2 protein-coding genes (1 of these 2 only partly in view) are annotated in these 18,171 nt (G+C 71.6%); both read left to right on the top strand.

Annotated features, from left to right (window positions below; all coding sequences use genetic code 11):
- On the top strand, positions 1 to 3,625 hold the 3' portion of the coding sequence (locus tag D7Y13_RS01145) for a non-ribosomal peptide synthase/polyketide synthase (RefSeq protein WP_120582310.1). The gene continues 13,577 nt to the left of window position 1, outside the view; only the last 3,625 of its 17,202 coding nucleotides appear in the window; the start codon falls outside the window, past its left edge; it ends in the stop codon at positions 3,623 to 3,625.
- Complete coding sequence (locus D7Y13_RS01140; protein WP_120582309.1) at positions 3,618 to 18,170, top strand: non-ribosomal peptide synthetase/type I polyketide synthase; 14,553 nt, start codon at positions 3,618 to 3,620, stop codon at positions 18,168 to 18,170. The genes D7Y13_RS01145 and D7Y13_RS01140 overlap by 8 nt, the downstream gene beginning before the upstream one ends.
- Position 18,171 lies beyond the last annotated feature (1 nt).

The raw sequence follows: 18,171 nt of genomic DNA, 5'->3' as shown, positions 1-18,171 counted from the left end.
GTTCATGGTGCTGGAGCGCTTGCCGCTCACGCCCAACGGCAAGGTGGATCGCCGCGCGCTGCCGGACCCCACCGGATCCGAGTTCGCGAATGATCCGACCGTGGACTTCATCGCGCCCCGGGACCCCGAAGAAGAATGGGTCGCTGGGCTCCTGAGCGAACTGCTCGGTGTCTCCCGCGTCGGGGCCCACGACAGCTTCTTCGACCTGGGCGGTCACTCGCTGCTGGCCACGCGGGTCGTCGCGCGGATCCACGCCCACTTCGGCGTGTCCCTGTCGCTGCGTGAGCTGTTCGATGATCCGACCGTGGCGCGGCTGGCCGAGCGCATCCGTGTCGCCCGGAGGTCCATCGGGTCCGAGCGTCCGCCGCCCATCGTCCGCGTGCCCAGGAACGGGCCCCTGCCGCTGTCCGCGATGCAGGAGCGCCTGTGGCTGCTGGAGCAGCTCCAGCCGGGGACGGCCCTCTACAACGTTCCCTGGGCCGCGTGGCTCACCGGGGCGTTGGACGTGTCCGCGATGGAGCAGGCCCTGTTTGACCTGGTCCTCCGTCATGAGGCGCTGCGGACCACCTTCTCGAGCCATGCGGGTGAGCCGGTACAGGTCATCCACCCGAGCGTGGCGCTGTCCCTGCCCGTGGTCGATCTGCGGGGCCTGCCGGAGACGGAGCGCGACGCCCAGGCCCTGCGCGCCGCTTCGGAGGAACTGCGCCGTCCGTTCGACCTCGCCCACGGGCCGCTGATCCGAGCCCTGCTGGTCCGCACGGACGAGCGTGCGCACCTGCTGGTCCTCACGCTGCACCACATCATCTCCGACGGCTGGTCCCTGGGCGTGGCCGTCCGGGAGCTGTCGACGCTGTACGGGGCACGGCTGCGCGGCCTGGCCTCACCATTTCCCGAGCCCACGCTCCAACCCGTGGACCATGCGGTGTGGCAGCGCGAGTGGCTCCAGGGTGAAGCCCTCACCGCGCAGGTCGGTTACTGGCGGAAGCAACTCGCGGGGGCGCCCGCGGTCCTGGAGCTGCCCAGGGACTTCCCCCGTCCTGGCCTCCAGCGCTTCCGGGGGGACCTGCTGCCCGTGCACATTCCTGTCCGACTGTCGGACAGGTTTCGCGCCCTCTGCGTCCGCGAGGGCATCACCCCCTTCATGGGCCTGCTGGCGGCGTTCCAACTCTTGCTGTCCCGTGTGTCGGGCCAGGAGGATGTGTGCGTGGGTTCGCCCATCGCCGGACGGCAACAGCCCGGGTTGGAGGAGCTGATCGGCTTCTTCGTCAACACGCTGGTGCTGCGCTCGCGCCTGCCTCGGACGCTCACCTTCCGTGAGCTGTTGCGGCAGGTGCGGGAGACGACCCTGGATGCGTACGCCCACCAGGACGTGCCGTTCGAGAAGCTGGTGGAGGCCCTGCATCCGCCCCGCAGCCTGAGCCACGCGCCGCTGGTGCAGGTGGTGTTCGCGCTTCAGGAGGGCACACGGCGCGATGTCTCGCCCGAGGGGCTGGCCTTGCGCCCCGTGGAACTGGGCTCGGGCACGGCGAAGTTCGACCTCACGCTCTCCCTCTCCGACACGCCGGAAGGGTTGGGGGGAACGCTGGAGTACGACGCGGACCTCTTCACTTCGGAGACGGCCGCGCGGCTGATGAAGCAGCTCCAGGTGCTCCTGGAGGGCGCGGTCGCGGACCCCGGCCAGCGTCTGGGCGAGCTGCCCATGATGGACGCGGCGGAACGCCAGCGCGTGCTCGTGGAGTGGAACGACACCGCGGTGGACTACCCCCGTGAGGCCTGCCTCGCGGAGCTCTTCGAGGCGCAGGCGGCACGCACGCCCGACGCGGTGGCGGTGGAGTGCGAGGCCTCGCGGTTGACGTACGGCGAGCTGGACCGGCGGGCGAATCAGCTCGCTGCTTACCTGCGCAAGCGCGGCGTCGGGCCGGGGACGCCCGTGGGCCTGTGCGTGCAGCGCTCGCTCGAACTGGTGGTGGGGATGCTGGGCATCCTCAAGGCAGGCGGTGCGTACGTGCCGCTGGATCCCACCTACCCGCGAGAGCGGCTGGCCTTCATGGTGGAGGACTCGCGGCTGCCCGTGGTGCTGGCGCAGCGGTCGGTGCTGGAGCTGCTGCCTTCGGGGAGCGCGGCGGTGTTGCTGCTGGACGAAGCCTGGAGTGAGGTGGCGCATGAGTCCGAAGCCTCGCCGCAGGTGACGGTGCCCGCGGAGTCGCTGGCGTATGTCATGTACACGTCGGGCTCCACGGGACGGCCCAAGGGCGTCTGCGTCCCGCAGCGCGCGGTGTCGCGGCTGGTGCTGGGCTCGCGGTTCGCACGGTGGGGACCGGAGGAGGTCTTCCTCCAACTCGCGCCCATCTGCTTCGACGCCGCCACCTTCGAGCTGTGGGGCGCGCTGCTGCACGGCTCGAAGCTGGTCCTCTTTCCTCCCCAGACGCCCACGGTGGACTCGCTCAAGGACGTACTCACCCGCCACGGGGTCACCACGCTGTGGCTGACCGCAGCGCTCTTCGAGGCCATCAGCGCCGCGAGGCCGGACGCGCTGGACGGGGTGCGGCAGTTGCTGGCGGGCGGAGACGTGCTGCCTCCGACCGTGGTGCGCGAGCGGCTCGCACGCGGTGGCGTCCTGATCAACGGCTATGGGCCCACCGAGGGCACCACCTTCACCTGCTGCCATGTGATGGAGGGCGCCGTCACGGACGGAGCCATCCCCATCGGCCGGCCCATCGCGAACACGCGCGTGTACGTGGTGGACGGTGGCTTGCTGCCGGTGCCCGTGGGCGTGCCGGGCGAACTGCTCATCGGCGGGGACGGTCTGGCCTGGGGCTACCAGGGGCGGCCGGAGCTGACGGCGGAGCGCTTCGTTCCGGATCCCTTCGGGACGGAGGCGGGCGGGCGGCTGTACCGCACCGGCGACAGCGTGCGCTACAGCGAGGACGGGACGCTGGAGTTCCTCGGACGGCTCGACGCGCAGGTGAAGGTGCGCGGCTACCGGGTGGAGCCGGGCGAGGTGGAAGAGGCGCTGCGCACGCACCCGGCGGTGGCCGAGGCGGTGGTGGTGGCCCGGCCGGACCCCGCGGGTGGCAAGCGGCTGGTGGCCTACGCCGTGCCCAGGGCAGGGGAGATGCTGGAGCCTCGCGTGCTGCGGGCCTTCCTGGCGGAGGCGCTGCCTGAGTTCATGGTGCCTTCAGCGCTGGTGCCGCTGTCCGCGCTGCCGCTCACCCCGGTGGGCAAGCTGGACCGCGCGGCGCTGCCGGAGCCGGACGTGGCACGCCCGGCTGGGAGCACGTTCGCGGAGCCGAGCACGGCGCTGGAGCGCCAGGTGGCGGAGCTCTGGGCGAAGGTGCTCGGCGTGGAGCGGGTCGGCGTGGAGGACCACTTCTTCGCGGACCTGGGCGGCAGCTCCATGTCCGTGGTCAAGGCGTGCGCATTGCTGCGCGACACCCTGAAGCGCGACGTCCCGGCGACGCGCTTCTTCGAACATCCCACCGTCCGCGCGTTCGTCATGTCCCTGGAGCGGGACGGCGAGTCGGCGGCGGACACCCAGGACAACGAGGCCCACGTGGATCGCGCCCAGCAGCGGCGGCAGGCGATCCGGCGGCAGGGCCGGCGAGGGAATCACGACAATGACTGAGGCAGATGACGTGCAGGGCGAAGACACCGGCAACGACATCGCGGTCATCGGCATGGCCGGCCGCTTCCCGGGCGCTCGCGACCTGGGGGACTTCTGGAACAACGTCCGTGGCGGCGTGGAGTCCATCTCGTTCTTCTCCGAGGCCGAGCTGGAGCGCTCGCCGCTCATTCCGGAGGAGCTGTGGAAGCACCCGCGCTTCATCCGCGCCGGCGGCATCCTCGAAGGCGCGGACGGCTTCGACCACGGCTTCTTCGACATCCCCCTGCGCGAGGCGCAGTGGATGGATCCGCAGCAGCGTGTGTTCCTCCAGTGCGCCTGGGCGGCGCTGGAGGACGCGGCGTATGACCCCACGCGCTACAAGGGCCGCATCTCGCTCTACGCGGGCGCGGGCGCTTCGGGCCACCTGCTGAACCTGCTGAACGAGGCGCGCAAGGACCCGGGGGCCGGACTGGAGCTGGCCACCGCCGGCCCGGAGAGCCTGGCGATGAAGGCGTCCTTCAAGCTCCAGCTCCGGGGCGAGAGCATCGCCGTGTACACCGCGTGCTCCACCGGCCTGGTCGCCATCCACATGGCCTGCCAGAGCCTGCTGACGCGGCAGTCGGACATCGCGCTGGCCGGCGCGGTGCGCATCGCCAGCCCCCAGCGCACGGGCTACCTGCACCAGGACGGACTCATCTTCTCGCCGGACGGTCACTGCCGCGCCTTCGACCATCAGGCCGGGGGCACCGTCGCGGGCAACGGCGTGGGCGTGGTGGTGCTCAAGCCGCTCGCGGACGCGCTGCGGGACGGAGACCACATCCACGCGGTCATCAAGGGCTCCGCCGTCAACAACGACGGCCAACAGAAGGTCGGCTACACCGCGCCGAGCATCGAGGGTCAGACGGAGGTCATCGCGGATGCGCTGGCCTACGCGGGCCTGGAAGGTGACGACATCAGCTACGTGGAGGCCCACGGCACGGGTACGTCGCTCGGGGACCCCATTGAAATCGCCGCGCTGACGCGGGCCTTCCGCAAGACGACGGAGCGCACGGGCTTCTGCGGCATCGGTTCGCTCAAGACGAACCTGGGGCACCTGGACGCGGCGGCCGGCGTGGCCGGACTCATCAAGGTGGTGCTGTCGCTCCAGCACGGCGAGCTGCCCCCGAGCCTCCACTTCGAGCGTCCCAACCCGGAGATCGACTTCGAGCGCAGTCCCTTCTTCGTCAACACGGCACTGAAGCCCTGGCCGCGAGGCGATGCACCGCGCCGCGCGGGCGTGAGCTCCTTCGGTATCGGTGGCACCAATGCCCACGTGGTGGTGGAGGAGGCGCCTCCGGACGCGGTGAGCCCGCGCAGCCTTCGACCGCGGCACGTGGTGACGCTGTCCGCGCGTACGCCTTCCGCGCTGGAGGCGATGGCGCGCGAGCTGGCCGCGCATGTGGAAGCCGCGCCGGGGTTGTCGCTGGCGGATGTGGCCTTCACGCGCAACGTGGGCCGCCGCGCCTTCGAGCATCGCCGCGCGGTGGTGGCGGCGGACGGGGCCGAGCTGGCGGAGCGACTGCGCAAGCCCGCGACGGTGGAGGCGGGTCGCAATCGCCGGGTGGCCTTCCTGTTCCCGGGGCAGGGCGCGCAGGCGGTGGGCATGGGGCGCGAGCTTCATGCCGCCGAGCCGGGCTTCCGCAAGGACGTGGACGCCGCGCTGGGCCGATTGGAGCCGTCGCTCGCGGCCGAGGTGCGTGCGCTTCTTCTGCCCGCCGAGGGTCAGGAGGAGTCCGCGGCCCGGAAGCTCTCGGATCCGCGCGTGGCGCTTCCCGCGCTCTTCATCGTCGAGCACTCGCTGGCCCGGCTCTGGATGTCCTGGGGCGTGAAGCCCCATGCGCTGTTGGGGCACAGCTACGGCGAGTACGCGGCGGCCTGTGTGGCCGGCGTGCTGTCGCCCGAGGACGGATTGCGGCTCGCGGTGGTTCGGGGCGCGCTGATGGCGCGGTTGCCTCCCGGCGCGATGCTCGCGGTGGGGCTGGAGGAGGCGGAGGTGCTTCCGCTGCTCGGGGACGGGCTCGCGCTGGCGGCCGTCAACGGGCAGGGCCGGTGTGTCGTCTCCGGGCCGGTGGAGGCCATCGCGAAGTTGCAGGGCGTGCTCTCGGAGCGCGGCGTGGGTGTGGTGCGCCTGCCCGCGGCCCATGCGTTCCACTCCAGCGCGGTGGAGCCGCTGATGCCGGACCTGGCGCGGGCGGTGTCCTCGCTGCGCCTGAAGAAGCCGGAGCTGCCGTTCGTGTCCAGCCTCACGGGCACGTGGATCCGTCCCGAGGAGGCCACCGACCCCACGTACTGGGCCCGTCAGATGCGCCAGCCGGTCCGCTTCGCCGAGGGCGTGGAGGCACTGCTCGGTGAGGGGTGCAGCGTCCTGCTGGAAGTGGGCCCGGGAACGGACCTCACCTCGCTGGTCCGGGCGCGGACGCGGCAGGAGAAACACCTGCTCGCCGCTCCGTCGCTGCGCCGCCGGCCCACGGAAGGGGACCATCGTGGGTTGCTGCAATCGCTGGGCGACCTGTGGTCCGCGGGTGTGGACGTGGCCTGGCAGAAGTTCCACGGCGGGGAGCAGCGCCGCCGCGTTCCGCTGCCCACGTACCCGTTCGAGGAGAAGTCCTGCCGCCTGGAGTCACAGGGCGCGCCGCTCGTGCTGCCGGCGCCGTCCGCGACGGTGTTCCGTCCCTCGGAGCAGAGCCCTACCCAGAAACCCCCTCTCGCCACCGAGGTCCCCGCCTCCGTGGGAGAGATCCAGCAACGCGTCATGGACATCTGGCGCGAGCGACTGGGCGCGGTGGAGATGGGCCCGGACGACGACTTCCTGGAGCTGGGTGGCAACTCGCTGATGGCGGCGCAGATGCTCACGCGTCTGCGTGAGACGTTCAACGTGCAGCTCCCGCTGAGCGCGCTGTTCGAAGCCCCCACCGTGGCGGGCATCTCCAAGCGCATCGAGGCCATGCTCCAGGCCTCCCATCCCTCGGACGGCATGGCGGCGTCCGAGCTGATGGTGCGCATTGACCGCACGGGTGAGCTGCCCCTGTCCGTGGTGCAGGAGCGCGTCTGGCGGATGGAGCAGCTCGACCCGGGCAATCCGTCCCTCAACATGCCGCTGGCGGTACGGCTCTCCGGGGTGCTCGACGTCGCGGTCCTGGCGCGGAGCATCAACGAGGTCATCCGCCGGCACGAGATGCTGCGTGCGACGTACCGCGTGCAGGACGGGCGCGTGATCCAGCGCTTCGCGGCGGAGGTCCGCATCCAGGTGCCCGTGGTGGACCTGCGTGGACACGGTGGAGACCGTGAGGCGGAGGCGCTGCGTCTGGCGCTGGAGGAGGCGGTGCGGCCGTTCTCGCTGGAGCACGGACCCATCGTCCGCTCCAGCCTGCTGCGGCTGGAGGAGGCGGAGCACCTGATGCTGCTCACGGTGCACCACATCGCCGCGGACACGCTGTCCATGGTGGCGTTCTTCCGCGAGATGGCGGCGAACTACCACGCGTTCCTCGAAGGCAAGCCGGCGCCACTGCCGGAACTGGCCGTGCAGTACGTGGATGCGGCGGCGTGGGAGCGCCGCTCGCTGGCCGGGGGCAAGCTGGCGGCCCAGGAGGCGTACTGGCGCGAGGTGCTGGCGGAGCTTCCTCCGTCCCTGGAGCTGGCCTCGGATCGTCCGCGCGGGACGAACCTGCGCCTGCGTGGGGCCCGCTTCCCGGTGGTCCTGTCTCAGGAACTCAGCGACGCGTTGATGGCCTTCAGCCAGCGCGAGGGCGTGACGCCCTTCATGACGCTGCTGGCGGCGCTGTCGTCGGTGCTGGCCCGCTACTCGGGGCGCGAGGACATCGTGGTGGGCACGCCGGTGGGCAACCGCGCACGGGGCGAGCTGGAGCCGCTCATCGGCTTCGTCGCCCATGCGATGGCACTGCGCACGGATCTCTCGGGCGATCCGTCGTTCCGCGAGCTGGTGGCGCGGGCGCGCGAGACGACGATTGGTGCGTCCAGCCATCAGGACGTCCCCTTCGAACACCTGCTGCCCCTCGTGGCGCCTGGAAGGGATCCGGCACGTTCGCGTCTGTGTGACGCGGCCCTGGTGCTGCACGCGCACATCGCCACGGCGGCTCCGTCGGTGGGCGGCCTGGGCATCCGTCTGGTCGAGGTGCCGGGCACGCCCGCGCAGTTTGGCGCCACGCTCGGTGAGCTGACGCTGCTCTTGAACGAGAGCGACAGCGGCGGCTTCCACGGCTTCATCGAGTACGCCACCGAACTCTATGACGAGTCGCGCGTCGCGCGGCTGGCGGGGCACCTCCAGACACTGCTCGGCGCGGTCCTCGCGGATCCGGAGCTGCGTGTGTCGCGGATGCCGCTGGTGGCTCCCGAGGAGCGGAGCGTTCCGGTGCCAGTGGTCGTGGAGGCGTCCGCCGCCGATCTGCTGTCACGGCTCGAGGCTCGTGTGGAGCGGACGCCTGATGCAGTGGCGATCAGTACGGGAACTCGCCGCCTCACCTGGCGGGAGCTGGCTGCACGGGCCCGTGGGCTCGCGACCCGGCTGAAGCAGGAGGGCGTGGGCGTAGAGGTTCCGGTGGCCGTGCGGATGGAGCCGTCGGTCGAGTCGGTCATCGCGCTCTGGGGCGTGCTGGAGGCGGGCGGGGCATGCCTTCCCGTGACGGCGGGAGAGGTCGCGGAGCTGGCATCCCTCCTTCCCGTGCAAGGACCCCGGCTGTTGTTGGTGGCCCGGTCCGGTGACGTCCCCTCGCTTCCCAAGGGTTTCCGCGCGCTGGCGGTGGAGTCCGTGGAAGCAGGTGGGGCGACAGCGCCGCAGGCCGTGCCCCCCGAGCGCCTGGCGTTCATTGTTCCCTCGCCTGATGCACTGGGTGGGCGTGGCCGCGTGATGCTGTCCCATCGCAACATCGCGCACGTGCTGGCTTCGCTGGACGCGCGAATGGGCGCGAACGAGGGTGGGGTGTGGTTGGCGGCGGGCGGGCCTTCCGCGGACCCAGCAGGGCTGGACCTGCTGTGGGCGCTGGTTCGAGGCATGCGCGTCGTCCTCCCGCCCGAGCGGCTGGCCGCGCGCTTCGCCGTCCTGGGTCGGAAGCCGGACACCCGCCGACCCCTCGACTTCAGCCTGTCCTACTTCGCCAACGACGAGGACTCGCTGGGCGAGGAGAAGTACGAACTGCTGCTGGAGGGCGCGAAGTTCGCGGACGCGCACGGCTTCTCCGCCGTCTGGACTCCGGAGCGGCGCTTCCATTCGTTCGGCGGCTTGTATCCCCAGCCCTCGGTGGTGGGCGGTGCGCTGGCCATGCTCACGCGCAACGTGCAGATCCGCGCGGGCAGCGTGGTGTTGCCACTCCATGATCCCATCGAGGTGGCCGAGCAGTGGTCCGTGGTGGACAACCTGTCGAAGGGACGCGTCGGCATCTCGTTCGCCACGGGCTGGCACGCAAATGACTTCTCGCTGTCTCCGGACACCTTCGCCCGGCGGCGCGAGGTGCTCATCGAGCGGCTGGAGGAAGTGCGGAGGCTGTGGCGCGGCGGCACGGTGAAGCGCCGCAACGGCGCGGGCAACGAGGTGGAGCTGGCGTTGCGGCCCCGGCCGAAGCAGGCGGAGCTGCCGGTGTGGCTCACCTCCACGGGCAACCCGGAGACGTTCCGCAAGGCTGGCGAGGTGGGCGCGGGCATCCTCACCAACGTGCTCGGGCTGGGCTCCAGCCTGGATGAACTCGCGGCGAAGGTGGCGCTGTACCGCGAGACGTATCGCAAGGCAGGGCATGGCCCCGGCCGTGGCCAGGTCACGCTGATGCTCCACACCTTCCTCGGCGAGGACCTGGACGCGGTGCGAGAGGCCGTGCGCGAACCGTTGCTGCGCTACTTCCGCAGTTCGGTGGACGTCTTCGCCAACCTGGTGGCGAGCCAGGGACTCCAGGTGGACGTGCGGGGACTCACCCCGGAGGACGTGGAGGTGATGCTCGCGCAGGGCGTGGAGCACTACATCCGCGAGGGCGGCCTCTTCGGTTCGGTCGAGGACTGCGCGCGCGTGGTGGAGCGCGTGCGCTCCCTGGATGTGGACGAGATCGCGTGCCTCGTGGACTTCGGCGTGGAGCTGGAGCCGATGATGTCCAGCCTGCGTCTGCTGGATGTGCTGCGGAAGCGCAGCCAGGTGCGGCCCGCCGAAACAGCGCTGGCCGAGGGTGCCTCCGAGCCCGGAGAGCTGCTGGAACTCATCCGAAGCGAGGGGGTCACCACGCTGCGCTGCGCTCCATCGCAGGCCCGTGCCCTGGAGGAACTCACCGGAGCAGGAAGCTCCCTGGACAGCGTGCGCCAGTGGATGCTGGGCGGTGAGCCGCAAGATGTCTCCGCACGGCCCGCCGTGGAACTGGAGGCTTCCCTGGTGGGCGCGGCCTGGCCTTCCCCCGCCTCCGCGCCCGTGTATGTGCGCGATGCGTCCGGCGGGCCGGTGCCCGTCGGCGTGGTGGGGGAGCTGGCCATGGGGGGCGCCGCCATTCCCCTCGGCTTCTGGAACGACCTGGAGGCCACCCGTGCGCGCTTCATCTCCCCGCCCGGCTCCGACGAACGCTTCTTCCTGACGGGGCAGCGAGCCCGCTTCCGGGACACCGGAGTCGTGGAGCTGGTGGCGCCTGCTCGCGCTGCGAAGGTGCGCCGCCCGGCCGTGAAGACGGCTCGCGACACGGTGGCGACCCAGGTTCCCGCTGTGCGCACGCCGACCGCGGAGCTTCCCTCCGCGCTGGCCACGCCGGTGGCTCGCGTGCCGCGCGACCGGCCGCTGCCGCTGTCCTTCCCGCAGCAGCGCATCTGGTACCTGAACCAGCTCGACCCGGCGGGCATCGCGTACAACAACACCGTCACCCTGCGCCTGGATGGCGCGGTGGACGTGACGCTGCTGGAGTCCTCGCTGAACGTGCTGGTGCGCCGGCACGAGGTCCTTCGCACCACGTTCGCGCTGGAGGACGGCGGCGCGCACCAGGTGATCGCCACGTCCATGCCCCTGGTGCTGGAGCGGCTGGAGGCCCATGGCAGCACGGCCGAGGCGCGCGAAGCGGATGCCCTGAAGCTGGCGTTGGTCGAAGCGCGCAAGCCCTTCGATCTGGTGCACGGCCCGGTGATGCGGGCCGCGCTGATCCGCATCGGTGAGACGGACTCGGTGCTGCACCTCACGCTGCACCACATCGCCTCGGACGGTTGGTCCGGGGGCGTCCTCTTCCGCGAACTGGTGGCGGTCTACCTCGCGCTCGCGTCGGGCGGCCCATCGCCGCTGCCGGAGCTGCCGGTGCAGTACGCGGACTACGCCGTGTGGCAGCGAGGCTGGCTGCGAGGGCCGGGCATGGAGGCCCAGCTCGCGTACTGGAAGCAGCAGCTCGCGGGTACGCAGGTGCTGGAGCTTCCGACGGACCGTCCTCGCCCCGCGCGCTGGTCGGGCCGGGGTGGCCGCCTCCAGGTCGCGGTACCCAGGCCGTTGATGGAAGCGCTGTGGACCGTGGGCCGCCGCGAGGGCGCCACGCCGTTCATGGTGCTGACGGCGGCGTTCCAGACGCTGCTGCACCGGTACTCGGGCCAGGACGACATCATCGTCGGCACGTCCGCCGCAGGCCGCAACCGCCCGGAGCTGGAGGGGCTCATCGGCTGCTTCCTCAACACGCTCGCCATCCGGGGCGACCTGTCGGGCGCGCCCACCTTCGTGGAGCTGCTCCGCCGCGTGAAGACGGCGTCCATTGGTGCGTATGCCCACCAGGAGATTCCGTTCGAACGACTGGTGGACGAGCTGCGCGTGCCTCGCGACCCCAGCCGCATGCCGCTGGTCCAGGCGATGCTCACGTTCCACAACACGCCCACGGTGGAGGTCCGCACGCCGGGCCTCGGCGTGAAGATGATCGAACTCGACATCGGCGCCACCAAGGTGGACCTGTCGCTGGAGCTGCGCGAGACGACGGACGGCCTCTCGGGCGCCCTGGAGTACCCGGCGGACCTGTTCGACCTGTCCACCGTGGAGCTGCTGTGGGAGCGCTTCGTGCGGTTGATGCAGGGCATCGCCGCGAATCCGTCCCAGCGCGTGGCGGAGCTACCCCTGCTGTCCGAGGCCGAGCGTCAGCGGATGCTGGTGACGTGGAACGACACCCGCGAAACGTTCGCGCAGGACGTGAGCCTGCACGGTCTCTTCGAGGCCCAGGCCGCGCGGACGCCGGACGCCGTGGCGGTGGTGGCCGACGACCAGCGCCTGACGTACGCCGAACTGGAAGCCCGGGCCAACCAGCTCGCGCACCACCTGCGCACCCTGGGCGTGGGCCCGGAGGTGCGGGTGGGCCTGTGCGCGGAGCGCTCCGTGGAGCTGGTGGTCGGGTTGCTGGGCGTGTTGAAGGCGGGCGGCGCGTTCGTCCCTTTGGATCCCGCGTACCCCACGGCGCGGCTGAGCTACCTGATGCGGGACGCCGCGCTGTCCGTGGTGGTGACGCAGGATGCCCTCGTGGATGTGCTCCCCGCGGGCGGTGAGCTGCTCGTCGCCGTGGACACGGAGTGGAGCCGCATCGCGCGCCATCCTTCGGAGCCGCCTCGCGTGGCTTCGCTGCCGTCCCAGTTGGCATACGTCATCTACACGTCTGGCTCCACGGGGACACCGAAGGGCGTGCTGGTGCCGCACCAGGGCCTTGGCAACACGCTGCACTCCATCACCCGGGCCCATGGTGTGGGCCCCGGACGGCGCGTGCTCCAGGCGGCGGCGCTCGGGTTCGACGCATCCGTGCTGGAGGTGCTGTCCACGCTGGTGGCCGGGGCGGAGCTGCACCTCGTCCCGCGCGAGTCGCTGCTGCCGGGCGCTCCGCTGCGCGCGGTGCTGGAAGGGCGGGGCATCACCACGGTGACGCTCACGCCGTCGTCGCTGTCGCAGTTGGAGCCGGACGGGCTCCCCGCGCTGGAGACGATCATCTCCGCCGGTGAGGCCTGCACCCCGGAGCTGGCGCGGCGCTGGAAGCCGGGCCGGCGGCTGCTCAATGGCTATGGCCCGACGGAGGCGTCGGTCTGCGCGACCGTCTCCTCCGAGCTGGACGTGGAGCGCCCGGACATCGGCCGCCCCATCGCCAACATGCGCGCCTACGTGCTGGACGCGCGGGGACAGCCCGTGCCTCCGGGCATCCCGGGCGAGCTGTACCTGGGCGGGCCGGGCGTGGCGCGCGGCTACCTGGGCCGGCCAGAGCTGACGGCGGAGCGCTTCGGACCGGATCCGTTCTCCGGTGAGTCCGGCGCGCGCCTGTACCGGACGGGCGACCGGGTCCGCTACCGCGAGGACGGGCGCCTGGAGTACCTGGGCCGCACCGACTTCCAGGTGAAGCTGCGCGGGTTCCGCATCGAGCTGGGCGAGGTGGAAGCCACGCTGCGCCAGTACCCCGGAGTGCGCGACGCGGTGGCGATCGTGCGCGAGGATCCGCCGGGAACGCGGAGGCTGGTGGGCTACGTCGTGCACGCCGCCGATTTGGACACGACCGCGCTGCGGGCCTTCATGAAGGAGCGCCTGCCGGAGCACCTGGTGCCTGCGGCCTTCGTCGCGCTGGAGTCATTCCCGCTGTCTCCCAGCGGCAAGGTGGACCGGGGGGCGCTGCCGGCTCCGGACGCCGCGCGCCTGGGGACCGGAAAGGCCTTCACCGAGCCGCGCACTGAAGCGGAGAAGACGCTGGCGGCTCTCTGGGCCCAGGTGCTGGGCGTGGAGCGCGTGGGCCTGCACGACAACTTCTTCGAACTGGGCGGCGACTCCATCCTCGGCATCCAGATCGTCTCCCGCGCGAAGGCGGCGGGGCTGGCACTGGAGCCGGCCATGCTCTTCGAGCGGCAGACGCTCGTGGAGCTGGCCGCGGCGGCGGGGACCGCGAAGGCGGGAACGGCGGAGCAGGGGCTGGTGGAAGGCCCCGTGCCGCTGACGCCCATGCAGCGCGTCTTCTTCGACGACTGGGCGCTGCCGGAGCCGCACCACTACAACCTGGCGGCGGTGCTGGAGGTGCGCCAACCGGTGAACGCGGCGTTGCTGGAGGAGGCTTTGCGCGCGCTGGTGTCGCACCACGACGCGCTCCGCCTGCGCTTCACGCGGACGTCGGAGGGCTGGCGCCAGTCCCTCGCGGGCGTGCCCGAACGCGTCCCCGTGCGGCGCGTGGACCTGTCGTCCGTGCCGGAGGCAGAGCAGGGTGCGGCATTGGAGGCAGTGGGCGCGGAGGTCCACCGGAGCCTGGACCTGGGCGAAGGGCTGCTCTTGCGCGCGGCCCTCTTCGAGCGGGGCGCGGGCCGGATGGATCGGCTGCTGCTGGTGGTGCACCACCTCGCGGTGGACGGAGTCTCGCTGCGTCCGCTGCTGGAGGACCTGGAGGCGGCCTACACGCGACTGGAGCGTGGTGAACCGGTGGTACTGCCGGCGAAGACGACGTCCTTCAAGTCCTGGGCGGAGCGGCTGATGCAGCACGCCGACTCGCAAGCCCTGGGGCGCGAGCTGCCGCTGTGGAAGGCCGCGAGTGATGTCCCTGCGCTGCCGGTGGACCTGCCGGGAGGGGAGGACACGCCGGGCTCGGAAGCGCTGGTGACGGTGACGCTCGGCGCGGAGGAATCGAAGGCGCTGCTGGGCGAGGTGCCCACTGCGTACCGGGCGCGCGTGGACGAAGTGTTGCTCGCGGCGGTGGCTCGGGCGGTGGCGAACTGGGCTGGAGGCCGCAAGGTGCGGCTGGAACTGGAAGGCCACGGGCGCGAGGCGCTGTTCGGTGACGTGGACCTGTCACGCACGGTGGGCTGGTTCACCAGCACCTTCCCGCTGGAGGTGGAGTTGCCGGAGGGCGGCAGTCCCGGTGATGGGCTGCGGGCCCTGCGGGACGCACGGCGGCGGTTGCCGGCGAACGGCATCGGCCATGGGCTCTTGCGCCATCTGCGTCAGGACACGGTCCAGACGCTGCGCTCCTCGCCGCATGCGGAGGTGGGCTTCAACTACCTGGGCCAGCTCGACGCGGCGGCCAGGGGCTCGGAGCGCTTCGTCCTCACGGAGGAGCCGAGCGGACCATGGCATGGTCCGGGAGGTCGCCGGCCCCACCGGCTGGAAGTGAACGCGGTGGTGAGCGAAGGCCGCCTCAAGGTCTCCTGGGCCTTCAGCACGAGCGTTCATCATCGAGCCACGATCGAAGCAGTGGCGGGCGACTTCGTGGCGTCACTGCGCGAGCTGATGGCCGGCCGGGGCACGCAGGATGCGGAGCGCCGCTCGCCCGGTGACTTCCCGCTCGCCCGGCTGTCGCCCGCGTCACTGGAGCGCCTGCTGCGGCAATACCCGGACGTCGAAGACCTGTATCCGCTCACGTCGCTCCAGCAGGGCATGATCTTCCACGTGGCGCTGGCCCCGCCGGGCTCGGGCGTCTTCCACGAACAGCTCGCGTGGACGTCGCGCGGCAAGGCCGACGTCGCCGCGCTGCGAAGGGCGTGGTCGGAGGTCATCGCGCGCAACGCCATCCTGCGGACGTCGTTCGTCCACGAAGGCCTGTCCGAACCCCTCCAGGTGGTCCACGCGAAGGTGGAGCTGCCCTGGACGGAGCATGATCTGCGCGGCGTCCTGGTGGAGGAGCAGCGCGCGAGAATCGCGGCCCTGGTCCGCGAGGACCGCACCCGGGGCTTCAAGCTGTCGCCCGCGCCGCTAGCCCGGATGCAGGTGGTCCGGGTGGAAGAGGAGGAGTACCGCTTCCTCTGGAGCCACCACCACCTGGTGATGGACGGATGGAGCGTGGGCCTGATGCTGCAACAGGTCTTCGCCTGCTACGCGGCGCTCACCGAAGGCCGCGAGCCCTCGCTGCCGCGTCCTCCCGCCTGGCGCGACTACATGGCCTGGGTGCAGCGGCAGGACCTGTCGCTGGCGGAGGCGTTCTGGCGCAAGGAGCTGGCGGGCTTCACCACGCCGACACCGCTGCCGGGCGCGCGGCCCGTGGCGCCCGGAGTGGAGGCCGCTGTCACGGGCGAGGAGAAGCTGTGGCTGTCGCAAGAAGCCACCGCGTCGCTCCAGTCCTTCGCGCGGCGCAACGCGGTGACGCTCAATACGCTGGCGCAGGGCGCGTGGGCGTTGCTGCTCGGCCGCTACGCGGGCGAGGAGGACGTGGTGTTCGGAGCCACCGTCTCCGGCCGCCCGGTGGACCTGCCGGACGCCGAGTCCATGGTGGGCCTGTTCATCAACTCGCTGCCCATCCGCGTGGGACTGCCTTCCGGTGAGGCGGTGGTGCCCTGGCTGCAGAAGCTCCAGGCCCGCCAACTGGAGCTGCGCCGGTACGAGCACAGTCCGCTGGTCCAGGTGAAGGGCTGGAGCGAGGTGCCGCGCGGGCTGCCGCTCTTCGACAGCCTGCTCATCTTCGAGAACTACCCGCTCGACACCTCGCTGGGCCAGAACGTCCCGGGCCTGGAAGTGCGGGACGTGGAGAGCCAGGAGCAGGGCAACTACCCGCTCATCGCCTACGTGGTTCCCGGCGAGAAGCTGCGCCTGAGTCTGGCCTACGCCCCCGCGCTCCTGGGCGCGGAGATGGTGGCCCGGTTGCTGGAGCACTGGCGCGTGCTGCTGGAGGGACTGGCCTCCGGAGTGGAGCGGATCGCCGACGTGGCGATGCTGCGCGACGAGGAGCGGCGGCGGGTGCTGGAGGACTGGAACGGACCGCGCATCGCCTTCGACGAGGACGCCAGCCTGTCGGCGCTCTTCGACGCGCGGGTGGCCCGGACGCCGGACGCGCTGGCCCTGATGGCGAGAGACACGCGCGTGACGTACCGGGAGCTGTCGGCCCGGGCGGAGCGGCTTGCCCGTCGGCTGCGCAGCGTGGGCGTGGGGCCCGAATCACGGGTGGCCCTGTGCGCGGACCGATCGGTGGAGATGGTGGCGGCGGTGCTGGCCGTGTTGAAGGCGGGCGGCGCCTACGTGCCGTTGGATCCCGCGTATCCGCGCGAGCGGCTGACGTGGATGGTGGAGGAGAGCCGGCCGTCGGTGCTGCTCGCACGGCGGCATCTGGCGGACCGGCTGCCTCCGCATGCGGGCACGCCCACGTTGTGGCTGGAGGAGGACGGTCCGGAAGGCGGCGAGCCGCTGCCACCAGCGCCAGGAGGTGACGCGCTCGCGTACGTCATCTTCACCTCCGGCTCCACGGGCCGGCCCAAGGGCGTGATGGCCACGCACAAGGCGACGCTCAACCGCTTCGCCTGGATGTGGCGCACCTTCCCGTTCGAGCCCGGCGAGGTGTGCGTCGTGAAGACGGCGCTGAGCTTCGTGGACTCGGTGTGGGAGCTGCTGGGGCCGCTGCTGGCGGGCGTGCCCTCCGTGCTGCTGCCGGACGACACGGTGAAGGATCCGGCGCGGCTGGTGGACGCACTGGAAGCAGGCCGGGTGACGCGGCTGGTGCTGGTGCCCTCGTTGCTGCGGGCGTTGCTGGAGGTGCCGGACGTGGCGCGGCGCCTGCCTTCGCTGCGCTCCTGGGTGACGAGCGGCGAGCGGCTGCCGGACGAGCTGGCGGCGCGCTTCCGCGAGCGGATGCCGCATGCGCGGCTGCTCAACCTCTACGGCTCCTCGGAGGTCGCGGCGGACGCGACGGCGGACGAGGTGACCGCGGGCCCGGTCTCCATCGGGCGGCCCATCGACAACCTGCGGGCGTACGTCCTGGATGGTTCGCTTCGGCCCGTACCGCCCGGCGTGCGGGGCGAGCTGTACGTGGCGGGGCCCGGCGTGGCGCGGGGCTACCTGGGCCGGCCGGAGGCGACGGCGGAGCGCTTCATGCCGGAGCCGTTCGGTCAGGAGCCCGGCGCGCGGATGTACCGCACGGGAGACGTGGCGCGGTGGCGGATGGACGGCCGGCTGGAGTACCTGGGCCGGGCGGATGATCAGGTGAAGGTGCGCGGCGCCCGGGTAGAACCCGGCGAGGTGGAGGCGTCGCTGGCGCTCCATCCGGCGGTCACCCGCGTGGCCGTCGTGGCGCACGAGAGCGCGCCCGGCGAGGCCCGGTTGGTGGCGTGGGTCGTCCTGAAGCCGGAACAGGTGCTGGATGCTTCAGCACTGCGCGCGTTCCTCAAGGAGCGGCTGCCGGACTTCATGGTGCCCTCGGCCTTCGAGGCGCTGGAGTCACTGCCGCTGACGCCGAGCGGGAAGGTGGACCGGCGGCTGCTGCGTGCGCGCGTTGCGCCCACGGGCAACGCCGCGGAGTACGTCGCCCCCGCGACGCCGGAGGAGCTGACGTTGGCGGGCATCTGGACGGAGCTGCTCGGACGTCCGCGCATTGGCGCCCGGGACGACTTCTTCGCCCTGGGAGGCCACTCGCTGATGGCCGCGCAGATCGTCTCGCGCGTGCGCGAGGCCCTGGGCGTGGAGCTGCCTCTGACGGCGGTGTTCGAGTCGCCCACGCTCGCGGGGCTGGCGGAGGTGGTGTCGCGGATGGCGGGCTCGATGCAGCAACTCGCGGACGCGCCCATCGCACGGGTGTCGAGGGAGTTGGATCCGGCCTCGCTGGATCAGCTGTCGGACGAGGAACTGGACGCACTGCTGGACGCGACCGAGGCGGAGAGCTGAG

Origin of the sequence: Corallococcus praedator (assembly GCF_003612125.1) — a bacterium.
GTDB lineage: Bacteria > Myxococcota > Myxococcia > Myxococcales > Myxococcaceae > Corallococcus > Corallococcus praedator.
Note: the sequence above shows the minus strand (reverse complement) of the source record. Positions and strands in the feature narration are given on the sequence as shown.